Raw genomic sequence first — 21328 nt, 5'->3', positions numbered from 1 at the left:
GGCTTATTCGGCGTTGAAGCGGAAGCCGACGCCGCGGACCGTGGCGATCCGGCGTTCGCCGTCGTGGGTCTTGCTGCTGCGGCCGGCGGCCTCGTCCCCGGCGATGGCGAGCTTCCGCCGCAGCCACGACATGTGCATGTCGAGCGTCTTGGACGTCTTCGACTCGAGGTCGTTCCAGACCTCGGCGAGGATCTCGTCGCGGCTGACGACCTGCCCGGCGCGGCTCATGAGCACGCGCAGCAGCTCGAACTCCTTGTTCGCCAGCTGCACCTCGTGCAGGTCGACGGTGACGAGCCGGGCTCCGAGGTCCATCCGCACCCCGCCGGCCTCGAGCACCTCGGGCACCCGGCGGCGCAGCAGCGCGCGGATCCGGGCGAGGAGCTCGGCCAGCCGGAACGGCTTGGCGACGTAGTCGTCGGCGCCCGCGTCGAGGCCGACGACGAAGTCGACCTCGTCGGTGCGCGCGGTGAGCATCAGGACGGGTAGCTCGGTGCCGTTGGCCCGGAGGCGACGGCAGACCTCGAGACCGTCCATGCCGGGCAGCCCGAGGTCCAGCACGAGCAGGTCGACTTTCTGGGCGGCGGTGGCGTCGAGCACCGAAGGGCCGTCGGTGACGACGTGGATCTCGTATCCCTCACGTTCGAGGGCGCGGGAGAGCGGTTCGGCGATGGCCGGATCGTCTTCGGCAAGTAGGACCATGCTCACCTGGTCAACTCTACGGCGGTGAGGCGTGAAACCATCGTGACCGTGCCTGGCTACGGAGATGATCTGGCCCTCGCCACCCGGCTGGCTGACGCCGCCGACGCGATCACGACGGCGCGGTTCCGCGCCCTGGACCTGAGGATCGAGCGCAAGCCCGACCGCACCCCGGTGACCGACGCGGACACCGCGGTCGAAGACGCGATCCGCTCGGTGCTGGCCGCCGAGCGCCCGGACGACGCGGTGCTCGGCGAGGAGCGCGGCGGATCGGCCGCGACGGGCCGGGCGTGGGTGCTCGACCCGATCGACGGCACCAAGAACTTCCTCCGGGGTGTACCCGTCTGGGCGACCCTGATCGCGCTGGTCGTCGACGGCGACCCCGTGGTCGGCATGATCAGCGCCCCGCTGCTGGGCCGCCGCTGGTGGGCGGCCGCGGGTTCGGGTGCCTTCTCTTCCGACACCGCCGGGACGCGTCAGCTGTCGGTTTCTGGTGTTTCCTCCCTTTCGGACGCCTATCTGTCCACAACGGACCTGAACTCGTGGACGAAGTACCACTCGCGCGAGAAGTACCTGGACCTGGTGGACGCGTGCTGGGAGACCCGCGCGTTCGGCGACTTCTGGCACCACGTCCTGGTCGCCGAGGGCGCGATGGACGTGGCGGCGGAGTGCATCGTGAACCCGTGGGACGTCGCGGCGGCACAGGTGATCGTCACCGAGGCGGGCGGCCGGTTCAGCGACCTGGCCGGGCTGGGCCGGTACGACAACGGGAGCGCGTTGTCGACGAACGGCCTGCTGCACGACGACGTCCTGGGGATCCTCAAGCGTTAACGGGATAGGCCGCCTGGCGGGCACTTCTTGACCGGCCGGAACCACCGGTGGTTCACTCCCAGTGCTCGCCGGGTCACCGTGTCTTCTGACAACGTTGTCAGCCCGCGGTGATCCGCTCACCCCGGGAGGAAGAGCATGCGCAGAGTCGTCACCGCGGCTTTGATCATTCCCCTGGTCACGGCCGTGGCCAGTCCCGCTGTCGCCGAGACCCAGAGCCGAGACCTCGCCGCCTACGTCAACCCGTTCGTCGGCGCGAAAGCCGGCGACACCCCCGAGACCAACACCTACGCCGGCGACACGTTCCCCGGCGCCGACGTCCCGTTCGGCATGGTGCAGTGGAGCCCCGACACGCCCCTGCAGCCCAAGCCGCCCGCCGGCCAGGGCCGCTACTACGCCCACGACCGCGACGGCGGTTACGCCTGGGAGGAGAACCAGCTCCGCGGCTTCAGCCTCACCCACTTCAACGGCGCCGGCTGCGGCGGCGCGGCCGGTGACGTCCCGTTCCTGCCGTTCGCCGGGCAGATCAGCACCTCGCCCGCGGTCGACAGCACCAAGTACTTCCCCACCTTCAGCCACGCCAACGAATCCGCGTCACCCGGCTACTACAAGGTGACCACCGACTCCGGCATCACCACCGAGCTGACCGCGACCCAGCACTCCGGCCTCGGCCGCTTCACCTTCCCGAAGAACTCCCCCGCGACGCTCCTGATCGACGTCGCGCAGTCCGCGATGGGCAGTGACGACGCGTCCGTGACCGTCGACCCGGCCAAGCGGACCGTCGAGGGCTGGGTCTCCAGCGGGCACTTCTGCCGCGGCCCCAACACCTACAAGGTCTACTTCACCGCGTCCTTCGACCAGCCGTTCACGACGTCCGGCACCTGGCAGAACGCCACCGTAACGCCGAACGCGACCAGCGCCCACGGCGGCGACCTGAGCAAGGCGACCTGGGACAAGCAGGTCGTCACCGCCGACGGCGGCTCCGGCGCCTACCTGAGTTTCGACCCGGCCAAGCCGGTGCAGGTCCGCGTCGGCCTGTCCTATGTGGACGCCGCCGGTGCGCGGCTGAACGTCGCCGCGGAGCAACGTCACGACTCCTTCGAGACGGTCAAAGCCCAGGCCCGGCAAACCTGGAACGACCGGCTGCGGCAGATCACCGTCGAAGGCGGCACGGACGCGGCCACGCGCACCTTCTACACCGCGCTCTACCACACCCTGTTGCAGCCCAACGTCTTCTCCGATGTGGACGGTCGTTACCCGGGCTTCGACAAGGCGATCCACCGCGCGAAACCGGGCCACGCGCAGTACGCGAACTTCTCCGGCTGGGACACCTACCGCGACGAGGTCCAGCTGCTCTCGATGCTCGCGCCGCACGAGGCCGCCGACATGGCGCAGTCCATGCTCAACCAGGCGAACCAGGCCGGCGGGGTCTGGGACCGCTGGTCGCAGAACAACGACTTCATGGGCGTGATGGGCGGCGACCCGTACCACTCGATCATCGCCAGCACGTACGCCTTCGGTGCCACGGACTTCGACGCGGCGCAGGCGTTGAAGTCCATGGTCACCGGCGCCACGCGCGTGCAGCAAGCCGGTGAACGCGCCCTCGAGCGCCCCGGCCTGTCCGATTACCAGACGCTGGGCTACCACCCCAACAACGTCTCGGACATGCTCGAGGACACGACCGCCGACTTCGGCATCGCCCAGCTCGCGCGGCGCCTCGGCGACCCGAAGACGTACCAGCAGTTCATGACCCGCGCCCAGTACTGGGAGAACGTCTACAACCCGGCCACCGGCTACCTGCAGACCCGGATGCGCGACGGGCAGTTCCTCTCGCCGTTCGATCCCGCGGAGTACCAGGAAATGCGCTACCAGGAAGGGAACGCGGCACAGTACACGTGGATGGTGCCCTACAACGTCCGCGGCCTCTTCGACGCGATGGGCGGCGACGACGCCGTCAAGAAGCGTCTCGACTTCTTCTTCACGAAGCTGAACAGCGACGCCAGTTCGCCGTACGCGTTCATGTCGAACGAGCCGTCGTTCGAGGTGCCGTGGGAGTACGCCTACGCGGGCGCGCCGTCGAAGACCCAGGACATCGTGCGCCGCTCGGCGGAGCTGCTGTTCAAGCCGACCGAGGACGGCCTGCCCGGCAACGACGACCTCGGCGCGACGTCGGCGTGGTACGTCTTCGCCGCGCTCGGCATGTACCCGGAGGCGCCCGGCCGCGCCGAGATGGTGCTGGCCAGCCCGATGTTCCCGAAGATCACGCTCACCCGGGCGACCGGGCAGCGGATCACGATCACCGCGCCCGGCGCGTCCAGCTCGGTGAAGTACGTGAAGAGCCTGAACGTCAACGGGAAGGCGAGCACGAAGCCGTGGCTGCCGGAGTCGTTCGCGGTGAACGGCGGACGGCTCGACTTCACGCTCGGCACGTCGCCGACGTCGTGGGGCTCCGGTGCTTCGGACGCGCCGCCGTCCTTCCGCGACGGTGAGGTGCCGGTGCGGGGTCGCGTCGGCCCGGGCCGGATCGTCGCTGCACCGGGCGGTCCCCCGGCGACGGCGACCGTCATCGCCGAGGGCATCACCGGCCAGGGCCAGGTCACCTGGCACGCGAAGCCGCCGGCCGGCATCACCGTGACGCCGTCGAGCGGGACGCTCACGGTGGGCGCTCACGGGACGTCGTCACAGCAGGTTCGCGTGGCCGCGGCCGCGGGGACACCGGACGCGTACACCAGCGTGCCGGTGGAGTTCGGCGGGCAGCTCCCGTCGTACCTGCCGGTGACCGTCGGGACGCCGGGGACGCTGCAGGCGGCGAGCACGAACGTCGGCGTCACGGACGACCGGTTCGTCCAGTACGGCGACTTCGGCGGGACGGACCTCTACCCCGGCCAGTTCGCCTACTCCGCGCAGGGCCTGGCCACGAGCGGCGTCAAGCCGGGCGCGAAGGTGCGGGAGTTCACCTGGCCGTCGAGCCCGGCCGGCTCACCGGACAACGTGATCGCCGCGGGGCAAACGCTGGCGGTGGACGCCCCGGCGGGTGCGACGAAGCTGTCGTTCCTCGGCTCGGCGACCGGCGGTGACGCGCAGGGCAGCGTGACCGTCACCTACACCGACGGCTCGACGCAGCAGGGCGCGCTGGGCCTGTCGGAGTGGCTGCTGAAGGGCGGCGCGGAGACCCCGCAGTTCGGGAACACCGTCGTCGCGCAGGTGCCGTACGTGAACTCGGCCTTCCCGCGGTACATGTTCCGGCTGTCGCGGCCGTACACATCGTACCTGTTCGCGACGGCGCCGATCGCCCTGAACCCGGCCAAGCAGGTCAAGTCCGTCACCCTGCCCACCTCGACCGGCCCCGCTGCGGCGCACGTCTTCACCTGCGCCGTGTCCTAAGTCCGTGAATGTCGCATTGAGGGACTCTAAGTCCCTCAATGCGACATTCACGGCTTTCACTTGCCGGGCAGCAGGCCGACGGCGCCGCGGGCGACCTGCGCCCAGGCCAGCCGGCCGAAGAGGTAGTGGCACGCGACCTGTTCGCTGGTGAACCGCGCCCAGTCGTAACGGTTGCCCTGCTCGCGCCAGAACACCTCCCACGCCTCGTCCTCGCCCTGCATCAGGCACCAGGCGTTGTCGACCTCGGCGCCGAGCGAGACGACTTCCGGCGGCACTCCCAGTACCCCGAGCCAGCGCTGGATCGACTGCGTGTTCATGCGTCCTCTCCCTTGGCCTCGGCCAGGTAGCCGAGGGTGACGAGCTCGTCCGCCCCCAGCAGGGCACGGTACCGGGTGCCGCCGCCGACCTGGCCGAACCAGTGCGCGGACTCCGAGCGCCACATCGGCACCCGCCGCACCACGACGTAGCGCCGGTATTCGGCGTCGCGCATCGCGGGCGGCAGGGAGCGTTCCGCGAACGGTGTCCCGTCCGCGGCGAAAACCCGCCCGTACGCCGGCCCGAAGCGGTCGAGCACGGTGTTGACCGGCACCATCACCGGCTCGGCGAAGTACAGCCCGCCTTCGGGGTACTGCTCTCCCGGCGGCCAGGCGTACTCGGGCCCGAGCGGGCCGTCGCCGACGACGAACCGGCGAATCCACACCGCCTGCGTCGCGTGCGCGTACGGGACGTAGTTCGCGGTGACGTACCGCGGCACCGGCAGCGGCGCCGCGGTCGGCGACCGGCGGAAGCCCGCGGTGACGTTGGTGAGGGCCTGGTCGTCGAAGATCAGCCGGGCGTCCGGGTGGTCGTTCGGCGGGAACCCGTCCGGGTCGTCGGGCAACGGCAGCTGCAGCGCGGGCCGGTCCATCGCGATCGGCAGGTGCCCGATCGGGAACATGTGCACCAGGAAGAGCGCGACAACGCTTTCCCGTTCCTTGCGCGGCGAGCCCAGCGGGGGCAACGGCGCGGGCGAACCCGGGTTCGGTGGCGGCCCGGCCACCGGCGGAGGCGGGCCGGCCGGGGCCGGGGGCACGGGCGGGGCCGGGGGCAGCGGGAACGGCGGCAGCAGCGGCGACACCGCGTGCGGCCACGCCGCGGGATTGCCCGAGGGCGGGGTCGGCGCCTCTTCGAACGCGCCGGAATCCGTCAGGCCGTACCCGGGCAGCTGGATCGGCCCGGTATCCAGATCCGCCTCGAGGTCGGCCTCGACCGGCTCTGAGCCCGCCTCGGAAGGCTCGGTCACACCCATCCTCCGGCTCGGTCGGTGCCCACGGGCACAAAACTCTTCGACGCGGCCGCGGCGCTGCCGGTCACCCTTGATACCGCACCCGCCCCGACCGGGCGGCACCGAGGTCAGCTCAGCGCGGCGACCACGCGGGACGGGCTCGGGCGGCCGAGCTGTCCCGCCATCCACGTGCTGGTCGACACCAGGGCGTCCAGATCGACGCCGTGGGCGACGCCCAGCCCGTCCAGCATCCACACCAGGTCCTCGGTCGCCAGGTTCCCGGTGGCCGACTCGGCGTACGGGCAGCCACCCAGCCCGCCCGCCGAAGAGTCCACAGTCGACACTCCACATCGGAGCGCCGCCAGCGTGTTGGCGAGAGCCTGACCGTAGGTGTCGTGGAAGTGCACGGCCAAACTACCGACATCGCCGAAGAGCCCGATCAGGTTCTCGACCTGGCCCGCCGTCGCGACGCCGATGGTGTCGCCGAGCGAGAGCTGCGTGCAGCCCAGCTCCAGCAGCCGCCGGCCCGCGTCGGCGACCTGCTTCGCCGGCACGACGCCTTCCCACGGGTCACCGAAGCACATCGAGAGGTAACCACGGACGTCCAGGCCGGCCTCGCGGGCCCGGGTGACCACCGGCTCGAACATCGCGAACTGCTCGTCCAACGACGAGTTGAGGTTCTTGCGCGCGAAAGTCTCCGTCGCGCTGGCGAAGATCGCGATGTGCTCGACGCCGGCTTCGAGGGCCCGGTTCAGGCCCTTCTCGTTCGGCACCAGCACCGGGTAGCGGACGCCGTCGCGGCGGTCGAGCCCGGCCAGCAGCTCCTCGGCGTCGGCCAGCTGCGGTACCCACTTCGGGTGCACGAAGCTGGTCGCCTCCAGGGTGGTGAGGCCCGCGCCGGCGAGCCGGTCGAGGAACTCCAGCTTGACCCCGACCGGGACGATCGTCTTCTCGTTCTGCAGGCCGTCCCGCGGGCCGACCTCCCAGATCGTGACCCGCTCCGGCAGCTCACCCGCCGAGGGGACCCGTTCGGGCAGGCCCAGTGCGCGCGTGCCCATCAGCGTCGGCGGTCGCCGCGCGGCTGCGGCGGCAACGGTTCGGTCTGCTGGGGCCCGGGCGCCCGGTAGTCGTCGTGCGGGTTGTCGTTGACCTCGCGGTAGATCACCGTGTGCACCCGCTCGACGTGCGGGATGTCCTCGAACCGCAGCGGCTCGTCGGACGCCGACTCAATGATCAGCGTGCCGCAGCCGAAGACCCGGTCGAGCAGCCCGTGCTCGAACTGGACGCTGTTGATGCGGCTCATCGGGATGTCGATGCCGGTGCGCTTCAGCACGCCCTCGCGGGCGATGAGGCGGTCGGTCGTGACGATGAAGTGGGTGGTGCGCCAGCGCACGAACGGCGTCAGGAACAGCCACACCACCAGCACGAGGGCCACGACCCCGATGGCGATCAGCCCGACCGTGTTCCACGGCGAGCCGGCGTCCTTCGCGAGGATCGCGAGCCAGGTGCCCGCGCCCAGGGTGACCAGCAGCGCGAGCGTCGGGAAGATCAGCATCTTGAAGTGCGGGTGACTGTGCACCACGACGTGCTCTTGCTCACTGAGCAAATCGTCCGGATAGGCCACGGCGGACGCTCCCAAGGTCGGTGCGGCGGTGTCGCCTCACCGTACCGGCGAGACGCCCGGCCGGTGAGTGCAACGCCCCAAAGTTTCAGGCCGGGCGGACGTGCACCACGTCACCCGCGAAGACGGTGTGGCGCTGGCCGCCCGCCATGTCGACCTGCAGCTGCCCGGCGGCGTCGATGTCGGCCGCCCGGCCGGTGAGGGACGTGCCGTCCGGCAGCTGCACCTCGACGTCCTGGCCGAGGGTCGCGCAGTGGGCGCGGTAGTCGCCGAGCAGGCCGGCTTCGGTGAGGTCGCCGGCCGCGAAGCGCCAGCGCCGTTCGAGGTCGTCGAGCTCGGTGAGCAGCGCGATGGCGACGTCGGTGCGGTCGGTGGTCGTGGCGCCGTGCTCGGCGAGCGACGTCGCGGGCAGCCCGCCGGGCCCCGGCTGGACGTCGCCGAGCGGCAGGACGTTGAGCCCGATCCCGAGCACGATCGACGGGTCGGCGCCCGCGACCGCCTCGGCGAGGATCCCCGCGCACTTCGCGCGGCCGATGAGGACGTCGTTCGGCCACTTCAGCACGGCCTCGACACCCAGGCCGGCCGCGGCGGCCCGGACGGCGAGCCCGGCGACGACGGACAGTGACCCGAGCGCCGCGAACGACACGCCGGACGGCCGCAGCGCGACGCTCAGGTACAGTCCGGCGCCCTTCGGCGAACTCCAGGACCGCGCGCGCCTGCCGACCCCCGCGGTCTGCGTCTCGGCCAGCAGAACGGTCCGGTCCGCGGCGCCTTCGTCGACAGCTTTCCGCAGGTCGGCGTTGGTGGACCCGGTCGAATCGACGACGTCGACCCGCGCGTAGCGGTCCTTGAGCGCCGCGGTCAGCCGGGCAGCGTCGATCTCAGGCATGTGCCCACCATATGGGAGTCCCCCTAACGTGCAAGCCGCTCGCTCGTTCACACAGAGGTGCGCTCTTCTAAGTTGGACCCCGTGACGACCAAGCCGACTTCCTGGGCTCGTGGTGCGGCCCTGCGCGGCCTCGTCGCGCTCCCGCTCGTCGCCGGGCTGGTCACGGCGGGCTGGCTGCTGGCGGACCGCACCCCGGAACCCGCACCGGCCCCCGCGCCATTGCCGGCGGCCGCCGGCGCGGCGTCTGGCCCCTCGGTCCTCGAGGTGAGCGCACCGGTCAAGGCCCAGGAGCCGGGGCAGGGCGCGTCCGGCGCCGGCGGCAAGTCGCCGCTGCAGCAGTGGGCCGACCAGCTGGCCGGGCCCCTCGACATCCCCGCGACCGCGCTCATCGGCTACGCGAACGGCGAGCTGACCCTGCGCGGCGAAGACCCGTCGTGCCACCTCTCGTGGGTCACGCTCGCCGGCGTCGGCTCGGCCGCCTCGAACCACGGGCGCGGCGGCGAGAACCTGCTCGGGCTGTCGGCGGCGCAGGCCAAGAAGTACGGCGCGACCCCGGATTCGCCGTCGGTCGCGGCCGGCCGGGCCCTCTGCGCGGGCGGCACCGACCTCGGCGCCGGCGCGGGCTGGTGGAAGGCCATCGCGGCCTACCACCCGGGCAGCGAAAGCGAGCTGTTCCGCCAGCGTGTGCTCGGCATGGCGCAGCTGTACGCGACGCTCTCGCTCGACCCGTCCCGCGCGGGCACTCCGTCGGTCCAGGCGGCCCGGTTCGCCCTCGGCCAGCTCGGCCTCCCGTACGTCTGGGGCGGCAACGGCCCGGACGCGGGCGCGGCCGGCTTCGACTGCTCGGGCCTGACGAAGGCGTCGTACGACAGCGCGGGCGTCGCGCTGCCGCGGACGGCCGACAGCCAGTTCCGCGCGATCCCGCAGGTCCCGCCGTCGCAGGAGCCGCGGCTGGGCGACCTGGTCTTCTACGGCAGCCCCGCGACCCGCATCCACCACGTCGGGCTGTACCTGGGCAACGGCCTGATGATCAACGCGCCGACCGAGGGCCAGGCGATCCAGATCCACACGTACCACTCGAAGGGCGACGACTACGCGGGCGCGGGCCGCCCCGCGTAGTCACTCAGGCAGTGGGTCCGGACGTGCTTGCAGCACGAAGTTCATCGATCTTCCCCCGGGTTCCGGCACGCTGAATTTCGCCGCCTGGGTCGAGCATGTCGCCAAGACGCTCTTGGCGGGCAATGTGGTAGGAGCGTCCAGCCACGTCCGTGGTCCCGACCGTCCGGTCGGAAGACCGAGAGTCGGACCAGTCGACCGGACGGTACGCGGGCGCGGGCCGCCCCGCCTGAGTCACGCCTTCTGCTCGATCGTCTCCGGCTTGTAGGCGAACACCGCGCCGTCCGCGGCGAAGACGTGCCAGTCCTGGTCGCAGATCCGGTCGGTCTTCCCCTCCGCACCGCGCGGCCACCAGTCGGCCGTCAGCGTCGCCGCCGTCTTCGCCGGTGCGCCCAGCACGCAGGCCGGCGGCAGGCTCGCGGTCGTGAACCGCAGGATTCGCTCCGAGCCGGTGGTCCGGATGACCTCCGTGACGCCCTTCGCCTGGTCCGGCACCCAGCCCGGCAGCTTCGTGTCCCGGTCGGCCTTGCCCGCCGCGCCACTCGCGTAGTCGACGGTCTTGACGTGCCCGTTGGCGTTCTCGTCGATGCCCTCCTTGAGCCCGCACCCGGTCAGGGTGACCACCAGAGCCGCGCCGACGCCGATCAACTTCGTGCTCGTGTTCATGCGACGAGCTTCGCGGGCCGCCTGCCGCGTCACATCGGTCGTCCGGTCGCGGCGCAATGGCCATCCGGCCGATTTCGCCGACCGGTTTTTGTCGGTGGTCACCGCTAGCGTCCGCGGCATGTACGAAGTCGACTTCGTCGAGTTCCCGTCCACGTCGTCCGCGGCGTCGGGCCGGTTCTTCGAGCGCGCGTTCGGCTGGGCGACCACGCCATACGGTCCGGAGTACGCGGACGTCCGCGCCGCCGGGATCACGTTCGGTTTCCAGGCGAACGCGGCCGAACAGGCCCGCGCGCCGCTGGTCACGATCCGCACGGACGACCTGGTGGCGGCCCGCGAAGCGGTGGAGGAGGCCGGTGGGGTGGTGACGGTCGAGCCGTTCGGCTTCCCCGGCGGGCGCCGGTTCCACTTCCGCGAGCCGGGAGGGAGTGAGCTGGCCGTCTGGCGCCCGGAGGAGTGATCACAGGTATCCCCTGACCCCGCCGCCGTAGTACGTCGCCGGATCACCGGCGGCGAGCTCGCGGCCGAGCGCGAACCGCGTCACCAGATCGGGGTTCGCGACGAAGTGGCGTGCGTACGAAACGGCGTCGGCGATCCCCGCCTCGACCACGGCGTTTCCCGAGGCCAGGTCGAAGCCGTTGTTGACGATCAGCGGTCCGTCGAACAGCTTCCGATAGCGCGCGAAAGCGGCGAAGTCCGGTCCGGTGTCGGGTCCTCTCAGGTGCAGGTACGCGACCTTGTCCAGCGCACGGACCAGGTCGTCGTGGTCGCGCCGCACGGATTCGTCCACTGTGAACAGTCCGCCGGTCCAGTACGGCGAAAGCCGCACGCCCACGGCGATCCCGGTCCCGGCAGCGGCGTCGACGACGTCGAGCACCAGCTTCCGCCGCGCCCGCGCCGAACCGCCGTACGCGTCGCGGCGCCGGTTCAGCCGTGGCTGCAGGAACTGCGCGAGCAGGTAGACGCCGTGCGCGGCGACCTCGACGCCGTCGAACCCGGCGCGCCGGGCGTTCGCCGCGGCCGTCCGGTAGTCCTCGACGACCTGCCGGATCTCCTCGACGCCCAGCTCCCTCGGCGTCTCCGTCCGCTGCCGCCCACCGGCTAGGTACACCGTCTCCTCCGGATCGACCGCGGACGGCCCCGCGGGCCGCGCACCGAGGAGCTCCGCGTGCGACACCGCGCCGGTGTGCCACAGCTGCAGCACGATCCGCCCGCCGAGCGCGTGCACGACGTCGGTGACCCGCCGCCACCCCGCGACCTGCTCGCCGGTGTACACCCCGGGGACGTTCCGGAACCCGACCGCCCGCTCGCTCACCCAGGTCCCCTCGGTGATGACGAGCCCGGCGCCCGCCCGCCGCGCGTAGTACTCGGCCTGCAGCTCGGTGGGCACGCTGCCGCGGGCGCGGGTCGTCGGCGCCAGCACCACGCGGTTCGGCAGGCGCCATCCGCCCAGGTCGGCAGGGGTCAGCAAGCTCATCGGTCACCTCGGGTCGCGGAGAATCGTCATGAGGTCGACGGCCGGGGCGAGCGGAAGGTGACCGATGGACGAGCTGGCGGAGCGGTTCGAGGCCGAGCGCGGCAGGCTGCGCGGACTGGCCTGCCGGATGCTGGGCTCGGCGGCCGAAGCGGACGACGCCGTCCAGGAGGCGTGGCTGCGGCTGAGCCGCACGAACGGCGTCGACAACGTCGCGGCCTGGCTGACCACGGTCGTCGCCCGCGTCTGCCTCGACGCGTTGCGGTCGCGGAAGGCGCGGCGGGAGGACCCGGTCGAGCTGCTTCCGGAGCCGGCCGCGGACGCCGATCCGGCGGGCGAGGTGGAGCTGGCCGACGCGGTGGGCCGCGCGCTGCTCGTCGTGCTGGACGCGCTGGGTCCGGCCGAACGGGTCGCGTTCGTGCTGCACGACCTGTTCGCGGTGCCGTTCGACCGGATCGCGCCGGTGCTGGACCGGACGCCGGTGGCGGCGAAGAAGCTCGCGAGCCGGGCCCGGGCGCGGGTCCGGGGCACCTCCGCCCTGCCCGCCGCCGACCTCACCCGGCACCGCCGGGTCGTCGACGCGTTCCTGGCGGCGGCCCGCGGCGGTGACCTCGACGAGCTGCTGGCGGTCCTCGCCCCGGACGTCGTGCGCCGTGCCGACGCGGCCGCGCTGCCGGTGGGGGCGCCCCTCGAGGTCCGCGGGGCACGTGCGGTGGCGCAGGAGACGCAGGTGTTCGGGAAGCGGGCCCACTTCGCGGAAACGGCCTTGGTGGACGGCGCGATCGGCGTCGTCGTGGCCCCGCGCGGCCGGTTGGTGCTCGCCCTCGCGGTGACGATCGAAGGCGACCGGGTGGCCGGTTACGACGTGATCGCCGACCCCGCGCGGCTGGCTTCGCTGCGGATCACCTGTCCGTGGTCTTGACGTCGTCCGGCCGTCGGCGGGAGTATGAACACATGTTCATGAACGTGCGTTCATAACGAAGGAGTAGAGGATGACTGGGGTCGTCAACACAGCGCAGGCAGAAGCGTGGAACGGCTACGAGGGAGAGCACTGGGCGTCGCACGCCGACCGCTACGACGGCGTGAACGGCGGGTTCAACACCTTCGTCCTGGAGCTGGTGAGGCCGGCGGACCGGGTGCTCGACATCGGCTGCGGCAACGGCCAGCTGACCCGGGAGGTGGCCGCACGGGCCACGTCCGCGACGGGCGTCGACCTGTCCGGCCCGATGCTCACGACGGCGCGTTCGCGATCGGCGGAGGTTCCGAACGTGGCGTTCGAGCAGGGTGACGTCCAGGTCCACCCGTTCCCCGAAGGCGCGTTCGACCTGGCGGTGAGCCGTTTCGGAGTGATGTTCTTCGCCGACCCGGTGGCGGCGTTCACAAACGTCCACCGAGCATTGAGTCCCGGCGGCCGGCTCGCATTGCTGTGCATGACGGCCTTGGCGGACACGGACCTGGGCCGGGTGTTCGGCGCGATGGCGCCGTACCTGCCCCAGCCGACGGGCCCGGACGGCAGCGGCCCGACCTCCTTCGCCGACCCGTCCCGCACCCGCGCGGTACTGACCGAAGCGGGTTTCGAGGACGTGGAGTGCACCCACGTCGAGGCCGACCAAACCTGGGGCCGCACTGTCCCGGACGCGGCAGCGTTCATCACGGACTGGGGCCCGGTCCGCCACCACCTGAGCCAGGTGGACGCCGAAACCGCAAGTGGGGCAAGGGAAGCACTCACCGAGGCACTGAAACCGTTCGAGGGCCCGGACGCAGTCAAGCTACGCGGCACAGCATGGCTCGTGACGGGAAGGAGGCCCTGACCCGGCCCACCTCTCACCTCGGGCCCAGGTCTGCGCTGTCCGCCATCACCGCATCCGGCGCCTCTCCCCGACCTCACCAAAGCATCCCGGCGCGCCTCGCCACGGAAGGAGGTCCCGCCCACAGCCACAACTCACGCCACGGCGACTCACCCGCGCCACACCTCTCGCGCTGTCCGCGACCACACCGGCAGCCCGGCGCTCCCCGCCCTCACCATCCCCGCGCGGCCCGTCACGAAAGGAGGCCCCGCCCACCACCAGCCACGCACTCGCACCACAGCCACAACGCACACAACGCGCCACGCCTCCCGCGCAGTCCTCCACCGCACCAGCGGCCCGGCGTTCTCCCGACCTCACCAAACCGCCTCGACACGGCTCACCACGGAAGGAGGTCCCTGTCCACAGCCCACCTACGCACCACGGCCGATACGCCACGGCAACCGACCAAGCACCGCACCCATCGCGCCATCCGCCACCACACCGGCAGCCCAGCGCTCCCTCGACCTCACCAAACCGCCCACCATCCGCCCCGGCGCGGCCCGCCACGGAAGGAGGTCCCTGTCCACAGCCCACCTACGCACCACGGCCGATACGCCACGGCAACCGACCAAGCACCGCACCTCTCGCGCCATCCGCCACCACACCGGCAGCCCAGCGCTCCCTCGACCTCACCAAACCGCCCACCATCCGCCCCGGCGCGGCCCGCCACGGAAGGAAGACCTCGCCTACGCACCCACACCACGACCGAACCCACAACAACGAGCGCCCCAAGCTCCCGCGCGGCCCGCCACCACACCGCACCAGCAGCCCGCCGCTCCCCCGACGTCACCAGACCACCCGCCCCGGCGCGGCCCGCCACGGAAAGGAAACCCTGCCCATGCCCCTACGATGGCGGTGATGTCACCGAGGAAAGCCGCGGCTCAGCGCGACGGGCAGTCGCTCCACGACCTGCTGATCGAGACCGCCGAGAAGATGATCGCCACGCACGGCACGACCGGCCTCACCGTGCGCGCGATCGCCCGCGCGGCCGGCGTCGCCGATGGTGTGCTCTACAACCACTTCTCCGACAAGGAGGAGCTGCTGGCCAGGGCCCTGCTGGAGTACGTCCGCACGACGGAGGCGGAGCTGGGCGAGCTGCCGGTGGCGGGCGAAGGCACCCTCGACGGGAACCTCCGCCGTCACCTGGAGTTCGGCCTCGCCCTGCACCGGGTGCTCGTCCCGGCCTTCGGCGGCCTGGTCGGCCGTCCATCGGTGCTGGCGCGGTTCGCGGAGATCAGCGAGCGGTCCGGTTACTGGCGTGACCGTCTGGTGGCCTACCTGCGGGAGGAGCGCGCTCTCGGCAGGCTGGCGCCGGAGTCCGAAGTGGACGCTGCGGCGGCCGTCCTGGTCGGGTTCTGCCACGAGTCGGTCATGGGCGCGGTCTTCCCGCACACCGGCCCGCTCGATCCGCCTTCGCCGGAGTCGGTGGTCAAGACCGTCCTGCACGGCATCGCGCCGTAGTCACCGCAGCACGACCTCGACCGGGATCGGCCCCGGCGGCGTGACCGAGCGGATCACCGGCGGCACCCGTACGTCCTCGGCCTCGAAGACCACGCGGAGCTGCTCGATGTCCGGGTCGGCCATCAGCTCGGCCAGCTCGTCCGCGCGGGCCAGGTCGGCCGAGGCCACCTCGGCGTCGTCGTTGAGGCTGCCCCAGAGGTCCCACAGGATCATCTCGTGCTTGTTCAGCGCGGCGAGGTCGAGCACGAGGTTGTGCCGCGCGTAGGGCAGGCCGCGCAGGAACGGCACGTCCAGGTCCGGTGAGACGACCAGCCGGGCCGGGTCGAGGTCGCCGGCCCGGGCGGCGGTCCAGGCGTCCGCGCCGACCAGGAAGCGGTCGCGGGGGACGTCGAGGAGGTCGAGCTCCGAGCCGTCGACCGGGTCGCGGAAGCCGGCGGGCATCTGCGGCTCGACCAGCCGCCAGGCGCCGTCGAGCCAGACCTCGGCGACCACGTGGTCGAGGTACCAGCCGGGCACCAGGTAACTCGCGAACCCGACCCGGGTGCGGGCCGGAATGCCGTGGTGGCGGGCCATCGAGACGAACAGGAGGGTGAAGTCGCGGCAGCAGCCGACGATCCGGTGCAGCGGCTCGCGCGGGCCGCCGGGTGGTGTGGGGTCGAGTTCGCGCAGGCGGGCGAACATGTCCTCGGCGTAGCGGAGGTTGATCTCTTCGCCACGCGAGGCGGGGAAGCCGTGCTGCGTGATGTCGCCCTGGGCCCAGTAGTGGAAGACCAGCCGAGAGGAGGCTTCACGCAAAGCCGCGACGTCGCTCGGCGTTCCGTCGAGCCAGTCCGCCTGCGCACCCGGGTCGGTGAACCGGCTGTGGCTGACGTGGAAGTCGTCCATGGTGGCGACGCTAGCGGGATTCAGCCGGCCTGGGCAGCCAGTTCGCCGCGGAACGTCGAGCGGTACGCGCTCGGTGACACCCCGAGTGCGGCCTGGAAGTGCTGGCGCAGCGACGCCGACGTGCCGAAGCCGGCCTCGGTGGCGACGCGGTCGACCGGGAGGTCCGACTCCTCCAGGAGCTGCCGGGCGCGCTCGACGCGTTGCTGCGTGAGCCACTGCAGGGCCGAGATGCCGACCTCTTCGCGGAAGCGCCGGGTGAAGGTACGGGTGCTCATGGCCTCGCGGGCGGCGAGCTCGCGCAGCGTCAGCGGGCGGTGGAGGTTCTCCAGCGCCCACGCGCGGGCGGCCTTGGTCGACGACGTCCGGGGCTCGGGCACCGGCCGCCGGACGAACTGGGCCTGGCCGCCTTCGCGGTGCGGGGACACCACCGTGCCGCGGGCGACCTCGTTGGCCACGGCGGCGCCGTGGTCGCGGCGGATCATGTGCAGCACCAGGTCGATCCCGGCCGCGACACCGGCGGACGTCAGCACGCGGCCGTCGTCGGTGTAGAGCACGCAGGGGTCGACGTCGACCTCGGGGAACCGGTCCTGGAGTTCCTCGGCGGAGCGCCAGTGGGTGGTGGCCGGGCGGCCGTCGAGCAGGCCGGCCGCGGCGAGCACGAACGCGCCCGTGCAGATCGACGCGATCCGCGCGGCCGCCGGGATCAGCTCCAGCGCGGCCTTGAGGGGCGGCGTGAGCACCCGCGCCATCGGCTCGTACTCGGCGCTGGACGCCGGGACGATCACCGTGTCGGCCTCGGCGATGACCTCCGGGCCGTGGTCGACAGGGATGGTGAAGTCGGCGTCGGTGCGGATCGGGCCCGGCTCGAGTGCGCAGGTCACGACCTCGTACAGCGGCTCGCCCGACGCCGAGCGGGCCTGCCCGAACAGGCGGTGGATGATGCCGAGCTCGATCACGAGCAAACCGTGCCGGACCAGCACGGCGACGTGGTGTCGGTCCGGGTGCGCGAAGGCGGCCATGGCCCGATTCTTGCACAGGTTGGCTATCAGGCCACTCGATCGCGGCGGCGAACGGCGTGACCATCGAGGTCATGAACGTGTTGTGGGTATTCGCGCATCCCGAGCCCCGCTCGCTGGGCGGGGCCCTCCGTGACGACGGGCTCCGGACGCTCCGGAACCTCGGTCACGACGTCCGGGAGTCGGATCTGTACGCGATGAAGTGGAACCCGGTGGTCGACGCCGCCGATTTCGGCGCGGAAGCCGGAGACGAGCGGCTGGTCGTCGGGGCGGCGTCCGCCCGGGCGTACGCCGGCGGCGAGCTGAGCCCGGACATCGTGGCCGAGCACGAGAAGCTGGCCTGGGCGGACGCAGTCGTCGTGCAGTTCCCGCTGTGGTGGTACGGCATGCCGGCGATCCTCAAGGGCTGGTTCGACCGCGTGTTCGTGAAGGGGTTCGGCTACGGCGTCCGCGCCGAGGACGGCCGCACCCTTCGCTACGGCGAAGGCGTGTTCGCGGGCAAACGCGCAATGGTGGTCCTGAGCGCGGGCGCTCGCGAACCGGCGCTGGGCCCTCGTGGGATCAACGGCCCGCTGAACGACATCCTGTTCCCGCTGCACCACGGAACGCTGTTCTACGCCGGGATGTCGGTGCTGCCACCGGTCGCGGTCCACGGCGCGGACCGGGTGTCGCCGGAGCAGTTCGCCGAGTCGCGGGACCTGCTGCGCACGCGGCTGCACACGCTGGACACCGCGAAGCCGATCCCGTTCCGCACCCAGAACGGCGGCGACTACGACGACGACCTCGTCCTCCGCCCCGCCCACGCACCCGGCGCCACCGGCCTCGCCATCCACCTCGGCTAACGCGTCATGAGGGGCACCCTCATGACGTTCAAAGCCGTGAAGGGCACCCTCATGGACCTAAGAGCCATGAGGGTGCCCCTCACGGAACTACGCGGGCAATGTCAGGCGCTGCCCCAGACCGCCGTCCACCGGGAGGTCGGCGCCCGTGGTGAACGTCGCGTCGAAGGCCAGGAACAGCACCGCCGTCGCCACCTCCTCCGGGGTTGCGTGACGCTTCAACGGGGTCACCTCGTCGCCGGTTGCCTTGAAGGCCGCCAAAACCGAGGACGGCACGCCGGTCACGCCCATCGTCGGGGTGTCCGTGTAACCCGGGCTGACCACGTTCACCCGGATTCCACGCGGGGCCAGCTCGGCCGCGTACGTCCTGGCGAACGACCGGACCGCCGCCTTCGCCGCGGAATACGGGCCCATGCCCGCGATTCCCGCTTCGGCCGCGACCGACGTCGTGAACACGAAAGAACCGCCGGGCCGCACCAGGTCCGCGAGCCGCTGGGCCGTGAAGTACGCGCCCTTGGTGTTGACGTCGAACGTGCGGTCGTAGACCTCCGGTGTCGCCGTTTCGTACGGCGTGAGCGTCGCGAAACCGACGTTGACGAACACCAGGTTTAGCTCGCCGAGCGTCTCCGCGGCGGCTGCGCCCAGGGCGTCGATGTCGGACAGGCTGGCCGCGTCCGACGAGAGCAGGTGTGCCTTGCCGGGCAGCTTTCCCCGCAGCGGCGCGACGTCGCGGCCGGTCAGCAGGACTTCCGCGCCGCCGTCCAGCAGGGCGCGGACCACCGCCAGGCCCATTCCGTGCGTGCCGCCGGTGACGACCGCCTTCTTTCCCGAGTACTTCACCGGATCTCCTCGATGACGCTGGCGATCGCGTGCGCGCCGTGGCCCGCCGCGACCGCTCGGCCGAACAGCTCCGCCAGCGGCGCCGGTACCGTCGTGCTGATCCCCTGCTCGCGGCTCGTCTCGACCAGCAGCTCCAGCCCAGCCGCGTTGATGTCGAGGGCCGAGACGTCCGTCGTGTATTCGCCGCTCGCCACCTGCGTGCCGATCCCCGGCAGGAACCCGCCGACCGCCGAAAGCCACGACAGCGCCATCGGCGTGAACCGCTCCGGCGTCACGCCCTCGGTGCCGACCAGCGCGAGCGCGTGCAGATAACCGCTCATCGTCGACCACATGATGCCGAGCAACGCCAGGTCGTACAGCGCCGCGAGCCCGGCGTCCTCGCCGAGGAACACCGGCTCCCCCAGCACTTCCAGCACGTCGCGCTGCTCGGCGAACGCCGTGGGCGAGCCGCCGTAGAGGATCCGGGCGGCCGGTGTGCCGATGCCCTGCGGGACGGCCATGATCACGCCGTCCACGTAGCCGATTCCCCGCGACGCCGCCCACTTCGCGACGCCGCGGGCCTGCTCCGGCGTGCCGGACGTGAGGTTCACCAGAACGGACGGCGCCAGCTCGTCCAGTACCGGCTGTTGAGTGTCGTATGTGGACAGACAGCTGAGCACGACGCCGGCCTCGGCCACCTCCGCGGGGGTGGCCGCGAGACGCGCGCCGCGGTCGAGCAGCGGGCCCGCCTTGAGCGGCGACCGGTTCCACACCACGACGTCGTGGCCCGCCCCCAGAAGCGCCCCGGCGAGGGCGGTGCCCATCCGCCCCAGGCCGAGCACGCCCACCTTCTTGTTTTCTCCCGTTGAAGCCATGGACGCCATGCTGCTGAACCGCTTTACACTGAACAAGTACCGACAATTAAGTCAGGTACCCACCAAAACGTAAGGATCCTGCATGCTGACCCGAAGCTACCGGTGCGGGCTGGACGCCGCGATCGACGTCGTCGGCGGCCGCTGGAAGGCGCTGATCCTGTGGGCGCTGCACGCCGAGCCGCTGCGGTTCGGCGAACTGCGGCGCAAGGTGGCGGGGATCAGCGAGAAAATGCTGATCCAGGCGCTGCGGGAGCTGGAAGCGGACGAGATCGTGCACCGCGAGGTGTTCCACGAGGTCCCGCCGAAGGTCGAGTACTCGCTGACCGACCTGGGTCAGCGGCTGAACACCGCGCTGCTGCCGCTGGGCGACTGGGGCGAGGAGAACATGGCCGGCATCGCGCAGCGCCGGGGCGTCACGCCGGCACCTTCGCATACTCCTTGAGCGTGATCGCGTTGCCCGCCTTGAGCGGCAGCTGCTCGATCGCCTTGCGCCACGGCAGGTGCGGCAGCAGCCGCAGGTTGAGGTTGCGCAGCCGGATCCACGCGCGGGTCGGCGGTACGAACCACTTCCCGTTGCCCTCACCCAGTTTCTGGCACACGGCGACGAATTCGCGCATCTCGTCGTGGTAGGCGGTGAACGCCGTCGTGTGGTCGCCGCCGGCCGCCGCGAGCTCGCCCGCCAGCACGTACGCGCCGACGACCGCCAGGCTCGTCCCCATGCCCGAGAGCGGCGCGGCGCAGTACGCGGCGTCACCGACCAGCGCGACCCGGCCGTTCGAGTACGTGTCGAGCTTGATCTGGCTCGCCGAGTCGAAGTAGAAGTCCGGCGCCTCGCGCATCCGCCGGAGCAGTGTCGACGTTTCCCAGCCCACGTCCGCGAAGGCATCCTCGACGATCTCGCGCTGCTGTTCGACGTCGCGGTGGTCGTACGCGAGCGGCCCGGAACCGAACCAGAACAGGGCTTTCGCTTCCGTGTTGTCGCGGGCGCTGTAGACGCCGACGGTGCGGTTCGGCTCGTTGTAGAACCGGCCGACGTGGTCGAGGCCGAGGTGGTTCGGCACGGTGAAGATCGAGACGTGGTATCCGAGGTCACGGCGGTACCAGGACTCGTCGCCGAAGACCAGGGAGCGCACGTTCGAGTGCAGCCCGTCGGCCCCCACGACCAGGTCGAACTCGCGTGGCTCGCCGCGTTCGAAGGTGACCGTGACACCTGCGCCGTGCTCGGTGATCCCGGTGATCGAGTCGCCGAAGACGTACTCGACGTCGTTCTTCGTGGCGTCGTACAGGATGTGTGAGAGGTCGCCGCGCAGGATCTCGAGCTCGCCGCTCTGGAACGTCGGCGGCGTGACGACCAGCGTCCGGTTGTCGGCGTCCACATAGGACACTTCACCCATGCCGGTCGCCGCGGCCTCGACCTGGCCGAGCAGGCCCATTCGATCGAGGACGCGCAGCGACGCGCCGCGGAAGTCGATCGCGTAGCCGCCCTCCCGCAGTGTTGGCGCCCGCTCGATCACGGTCGGCGTGAAGCCGTGGCGGCGGAGCCAGAAGGCCAGGGCGGGGCCGGCGACGCCGGCGCCGGAGATGAGGACTCGTCTGTTCTGCATGCCGAGAACGGTAACCCCGATTTGGGCGATCGCGCAATGCGCTCGCC

General features: G+C 71.4%; 22 protein-coding genes. 9 read left to right on the top strand and 13 right to left on the bottom strand.

What is annotated here, in order from left to right:
* Window positions 1-3 precede the first annotated feature (3 nt).
* Window positions 4-699 (bottom strand): response regulator transcription factor, encoded by a 696-nt coding sequence (locus ACGFMK_RS38170; RefSeq protein WP_392773925.1) that lies wholly within the window; start codon window positions 697-699, stop codon window positions 4-6.
* A gap of 42 nt (window positions 700-741) precedes the next feature.
* Between ACGFMK_RS38170 and hisN the strand changes: the two genes are divergently transcribed.
* Both hisN and ACGFMK_RS38160 read left to right on the top strand, forming a co-directional pair.
* Window positions 742-1527, top strand: coding sequence for a histidinol-phosphatase (hisN, locus tag ACGFMK_RS38165; protein ID WP_392773923.1), 786 nt, complete (start codon window positions 742-744; stop codon window positions 1525-1527).
* 135 nt (window positions 1528-1662) lie between these two features.
* Window positions 1663-4908 (top strand): GH92 family glycosyl hydrolase, encoded by a 3246-nt coding sequence (locus ACGFMK_RS38160; RefSeq protein WP_392773911.1) that lies wholly within the window; start codon window positions 1663-1665, stop codon window positions 4906-4908.
* A gap of 56 nt (window positions 4909-4964) precedes the next feature.
* Here ACGFMK_RS38160 and ACGFMK_RS38155 read toward each other — a convergent pair whose 3' ends face one another.
* The 5 genes from ACGFMK_RS38155 to ACGFMK_RS38135 all read right to left on the bottom strand — a co-directional run bounded on the left by ACGFMK_RS38155 (window position 4965) and on the right by ACGFMK_RS38135 (window position 8682).
* Window positions 4965-5225, bottom strand: a complete 261-nt coding sequence (locus ACGFMK_RS38155; RefSeq protein ID WP_103353123.1) for a hypothetical protein — start codon at window positions 5223-5225, stop codon at window positions 4965-4967.
* Window positions 5222-6190 (bottom strand): TNT domain-containing protein, encoded by a 969-nt coding sequence (locus ACGFMK_RS38150; RefSeq protein ID WP_392773908.1) that lies wholly within the window; start codon window positions 6188-6190, stop codon window positions 5222-5224. The genes ACGFMK_RS38155 and ACGFMK_RS38150 overlap by 4 nt, the downstream gene beginning before the upstream one ends.
* Before the next feature lie 110 nt (window positions 6191-6300).
* Entirely contained in the window at window positions 6301-7230 is a 930-nt protein-coding gene (locus ACGFMK_RS38145) for a hydroxymethylglutaryl-CoA lyase (protein ID WP_392773906.1), read from the bottom strand.
* Complete coding sequence (locus tag ACGFMK_RS38140) at window positions 7230-7796, bottom strand: PH domain-containing protein (RefSeq protein ID WP_323334693.1); 567 nt, start codon at window positions 7794-7796, stop codon at window positions 7230-7232. The genes ACGFMK_RS38145 and ACGFMK_RS38140 overlap by 1 nt, the downstream gene beginning before the upstream one ends.
* Before the next feature lie 85 nt (window positions 7797-7881).
* Window positions 7882-8682, bottom strand: coding sequence for a biotin--[acetyl-CoA-carboxylase] ligase (locus ACGFMK_RS38135; RefSeq protein WP_392773904.1), 801 nt, complete (start codon window positions 8680-8682; stop codon window positions 7882-7884).
* Between the two features lie 81 nt (window positions 8683-8763).
* On the opposite strand from ACGFMK_RS38135, the gene ACGFMK_RS38130 reads away from it, so the two are divergent.
* Window positions 8764-9801: a C40 family peptidase gene (locus tag ACGFMK_RS38130; protein WP_392773902.1), complete on the top strand. Its 1038-nt coding sequence runs from the start codon at window positions 8764-8766 to the stop codon at window positions 9799-9801.
* Window positions 9802-10032: 231 nt separating this feature from the next.
* On the opposite strand, the gene ACGFMK_RS38125 is transcribed toward ACGFMK_RS38130, so the two are convergent.
* Window positions 10033-10464: a hypothetical protein gene (locus ACGFMK_RS38125; RefSeq protein WP_392773901.1), complete on the bottom strand. Its 432-nt coding sequence runs from the start codon at window positions 10462-10464 to the stop codon at window positions 10033-10035.
* A gap of 118 nt (window positions 10465-10582) precedes the next feature.
* Here ACGFMK_RS38125 and ACGFMK_RS38120 point away from each other — a divergent pair, with 118 nt between their 5' ends.
* Window positions 10583-10921, top strand: coding sequence for a VOC family protein (locus tag ACGFMK_RS38120; protein ID WP_392773899.1), 339 nt, complete (start codon window positions 10583-10585; stop codon window positions 10919-10921).
* On the opposite strand, the gene ACGFMK_RS38115 is transcribed toward ACGFMK_RS38120, so the two are convergent.
* Window positions 10922-11938 (bottom strand): alkene reductase, encoded by a 1017-nt coding sequence (locus ACGFMK_RS38115; RefSeq protein ID WP_392773898.1) that lies wholly within the window; start codon window positions 11936-11938, stop codon window positions 10922-10924.
* A 64-nt stretch (window positions 11939-12002) separates the two neighbouring features.
* Here ACGFMK_RS38115 and ACGFMK_RS38110 point away from each other — a divergent pair, with 64 nt between their 5' ends.
* The 3 genes from ACGFMK_RS38110 (at window position 12003) to ACGFMK_RS38100 (ending at window position 15243) form a co-directional block, all read left to right on the top strand.
* Window positions 12003-12857: a sigma-70 family RNA polymerase sigma factor gene (locus tag ACGFMK_RS38110; RefSeq protein ID WP_392773896.1), complete on the top strand. Its 855-nt coding sequence runs from the start codon at window positions 12003-12005 to the stop codon at window positions 12855-12857.
* A 70-nt stretch (window positions 12858-12927) separates the two neighbouring features.
* The gene (locus ACGFMK_RS38105; protein WP_392773895.1) at window positions 12928-13746 is read left to right on the top strand and encodes a class I SAM-dependent methyltransferase; all 819 of its coding nucleotides are present in this window, start codon (window positions 12928-12930) and stop codon (window positions 13744-13746) included.
* Window positions 13747-14640: 894 nt separating this feature from the next.
* A complete protein-coding gene (locus tag ACGFMK_RS38100) occupies window positions 14641-15243 on the top strand; it encodes a TetR/AcrR family transcriptional regulator (protein WP_392773893.1) in 603 nt (200 codons plus the stop codon).
* On the opposite strand, the gene ACGFMK_RS38095 is transcribed toward ACGFMK_RS38100, so the two are convergent.
* Together ACGFMK_RS38095 and ACGFMK_RS38090 are read right to left on the bottom strand one after the other, a co-directional pair.
* Window positions 15244-16128 carry a transglutaminase domain-containing protein gene (locus tag ACGFMK_RS38095; protein WP_392773892.1) on the bottom strand — a complete coding sequence of 295 codons (885 nt, stop codon included), beginning with the start codon at window positions 16126-16128 and terminating at the stop codon, window positions 15244-15246.
* A gap of 20 nt (window positions 16129-16148) precedes the next feature.
* Entirely contained in the window at window positions 16149-17147 is a 999-nt protein-coding gene (locus ACGFMK_RS38090) for a GlxA family transcriptional regulator (protein WP_392773891.1), read from the bottom strand.
* Between the two features lie 71 nt (window positions 17148-17218).
* On the opposite strand from ACGFMK_RS38090, the gene ACGFMK_RS38085 reads away from it, so the two are divergent.
* Window positions 17219-17986, top strand: a complete 768-nt coding sequence (locus tag ACGFMK_RS38085) for an NAD(P)H-dependent oxidoreductase (protein WP_392773889.1) — start codon at window positions 17219-17221, stop codon at window positions 17984-17986.
* Window positions 17987-18073: 87 nt separating this feature from the next.
* Here the strand turns inward: ACGFMK_RS38085 and ACGFMK_RS38080 are convergent, their stop codons facing one another.
* Entirely contained in the window at window positions 18074-18823 is a 750-nt protein-coding gene (locus ACGFMK_RS38080) for an SDR family NAD(P)-dependent oxidoreductase (protein WP_392773887.1), read from the bottom strand.
* Entirely contained in the window at window positions 18820-19677 is an 858-nt protein-coding gene (locus ACGFMK_RS38075) for an NAD(P)-dependent oxidoreductase (protein WP_392773885.1), read from the bottom strand. Before ACGFMK_RS38075 ends, ACGFMK_RS38080 begins: the two co-directional genes overlap by 4 nt.
* Before the next feature lie 82 nt (window positions 19678-19759).
* Here ACGFMK_RS38075 and ACGFMK_RS38070 point away from each other — a divergent pair, with 82 nt between their 5' ends.
* Window positions 19760-20119 carry a winged helix-turn-helix transcriptional regulator gene (locus tag ACGFMK_RS38070; RefSeq protein ID WP_392773884.1) on the top strand — a complete coding sequence of 120 codons (360 nt, stop codon included), beginning with the start codon at window positions 19760-19762 and terminating at the stop codon, window positions 20117-20119.
* On the opposite strand, the gene ACGFMK_RS38065 is transcribed toward ACGFMK_RS38070, so the two are convergent.
* Window positions 20091-21281: an FAD-dependent monooxygenase gene (locus ACGFMK_RS38065; protein WP_392773882.1), complete on the bottom strand. Its 1191-nt coding sequence runs from the start codon at window positions 21279-21281 to the stop codon at window positions 20091-20093. The genes ACGFMK_RS38070 and ACGFMK_RS38065 overlap by 29 nt on opposite strands.
* Between the last annotated feature and the right edge of the window lie 47 nt (window positions 21282-21328).

The sequence above is a fragment of the Amycolatopsis sp. NPDC049252 genome (assembly GCF_043197175.1).
GTDB lineage: Bacteria > Actinomycetota > Actinomycetes > Mycobacteriales > Pseudonocardiaceae > Amycolatopsis.
Note: the sequence above shows the minus strand (reverse complement) of the source record. Positions and strands in the feature narration are given on the sequence as shown.

Bases quoted from the DNA above. Each gene is read 5' to 3' on its own strand.
- ACGFMK_RS38155 (WP_103353123.1), bottom strand. From the start codon at position 5,225: ATGAACACGCAGTCGATCCAGCGCTGGCTCGGGGTACTGGGAGTGCCG.
- ACGFMK_RS38125 (WP_392773901.1), bottom strand. From the start codon at position 10,464: ATGAACACGAGCACGAAGTTGATCGGCGTCGGCGCGGCTCTGGTGGTC.
- ACGFMK_RS38070 (WP_392773884.1), top strand. From the start codon at position 19,760: ATGCTGACCCGAAGCTACCGGTGCGGGCTGGACGCCGCGATCGACGTC.
- ACGFMK_RS38105 (WP_392773895.1), top strand. From the start codon at position 12,928: ATGACTGGGGTCGTCAACACAGCGCAGGCAGAAGCGTGGAACGGCTAC.
- ACGFMK_RS38085 (WP_392773889.1), top strand. From the start codon at position 17,219: ATGAACGTGTTGTGGGTATTCGCGCATCCCGAGCCCCGCTCGCTGGGC.
- ACGFMK_RS38095 (WP_392773892.1), bottom strand. From the start codon at position 16,128: ATGGACGACTTCCACGTCAGCCACAGCCGGTTCACCGACCCGGGTGCG.
- ACGFMK_RS38075 (WP_392773885.1), bottom strand. From the start codon at position 19,677: ATGGCTTCAACGGGAGAAAACAAGAAGGTGGGCGTGCTCGGCCTGGGG.
- ACGFMK_RS38170 (WP_392773925.1), bottom strand. From the start codon at position 699: ATGGTCCTACTTGCCGAAGACGATCCGGCCATCGCCGAACCGCTCTCC.
- ACGFMK_RS38090 (WP_392773891.1), bottom strand. From the start codon at position 17,147: ATGGCCGCCTTCGCGCACCCGGACCGACACCACGTCGCCGTGCTGGTC.
- ACGFMK_RS38120 (WP_392773899.1), top strand. From the start codon at position 10,583: ATGTACGAAGTCGACTTCGTCGAGTTCCCGTCCACGTCGTCCGCGGCG.
- ACGFMK_RS38110 (WP_392773896.1), top strand. From the start codon at position 12,003: ATGGACGAGCTGGCGGAGCGGTTCGAGGCCGAGCGCGGCAGGCTGCGC.
- ACGFMK_RS38100 (WP_392773893.1), top strand. From the start codon at position 14,641: ATGTCACCGAGGAAAGCCGCGGCTCAGCGCGACGGGCAGTCGCTCCAC.
- ACGFMK_RS38135 (WP_392773904.1), bottom strand. From the start codon at position 8,682: ATGCCTGAGATCGACGCTGCCCGGCTGACCGCGGCGCTCAAGGACCGC.
- ACGFMK_RS38160 (WP_392773911.1), top strand. From the start codon at position 1,663: ATGCGCAGAGTCGTCACCGCGGCTTTGATCATTCCCCTGGTCACGGCC.
- ACGFMK_RS38115 (WP_392773898.1), bottom strand. From the start codon at position 11,938: ATGAGCTTGCTGACCCCTGCCGACCTGGGCGGATGGCGCCTGCCGAAC.
- ACGFMK_RS38065 (WP_392773882.1), bottom strand. From the start codon at position 21,281: ATGCAGAACAGACGAGTCCTCATCTCCGGCGCCGGCGTCGCCGGCCCC.
- ACGFMK_RS38145 (WP_392773906.1), bottom strand. From the start codon at position 7,230: ATGGGCACGCGCGCACTGGGCCTGCCCGAACGGGTCCCCTCGGCGGGT.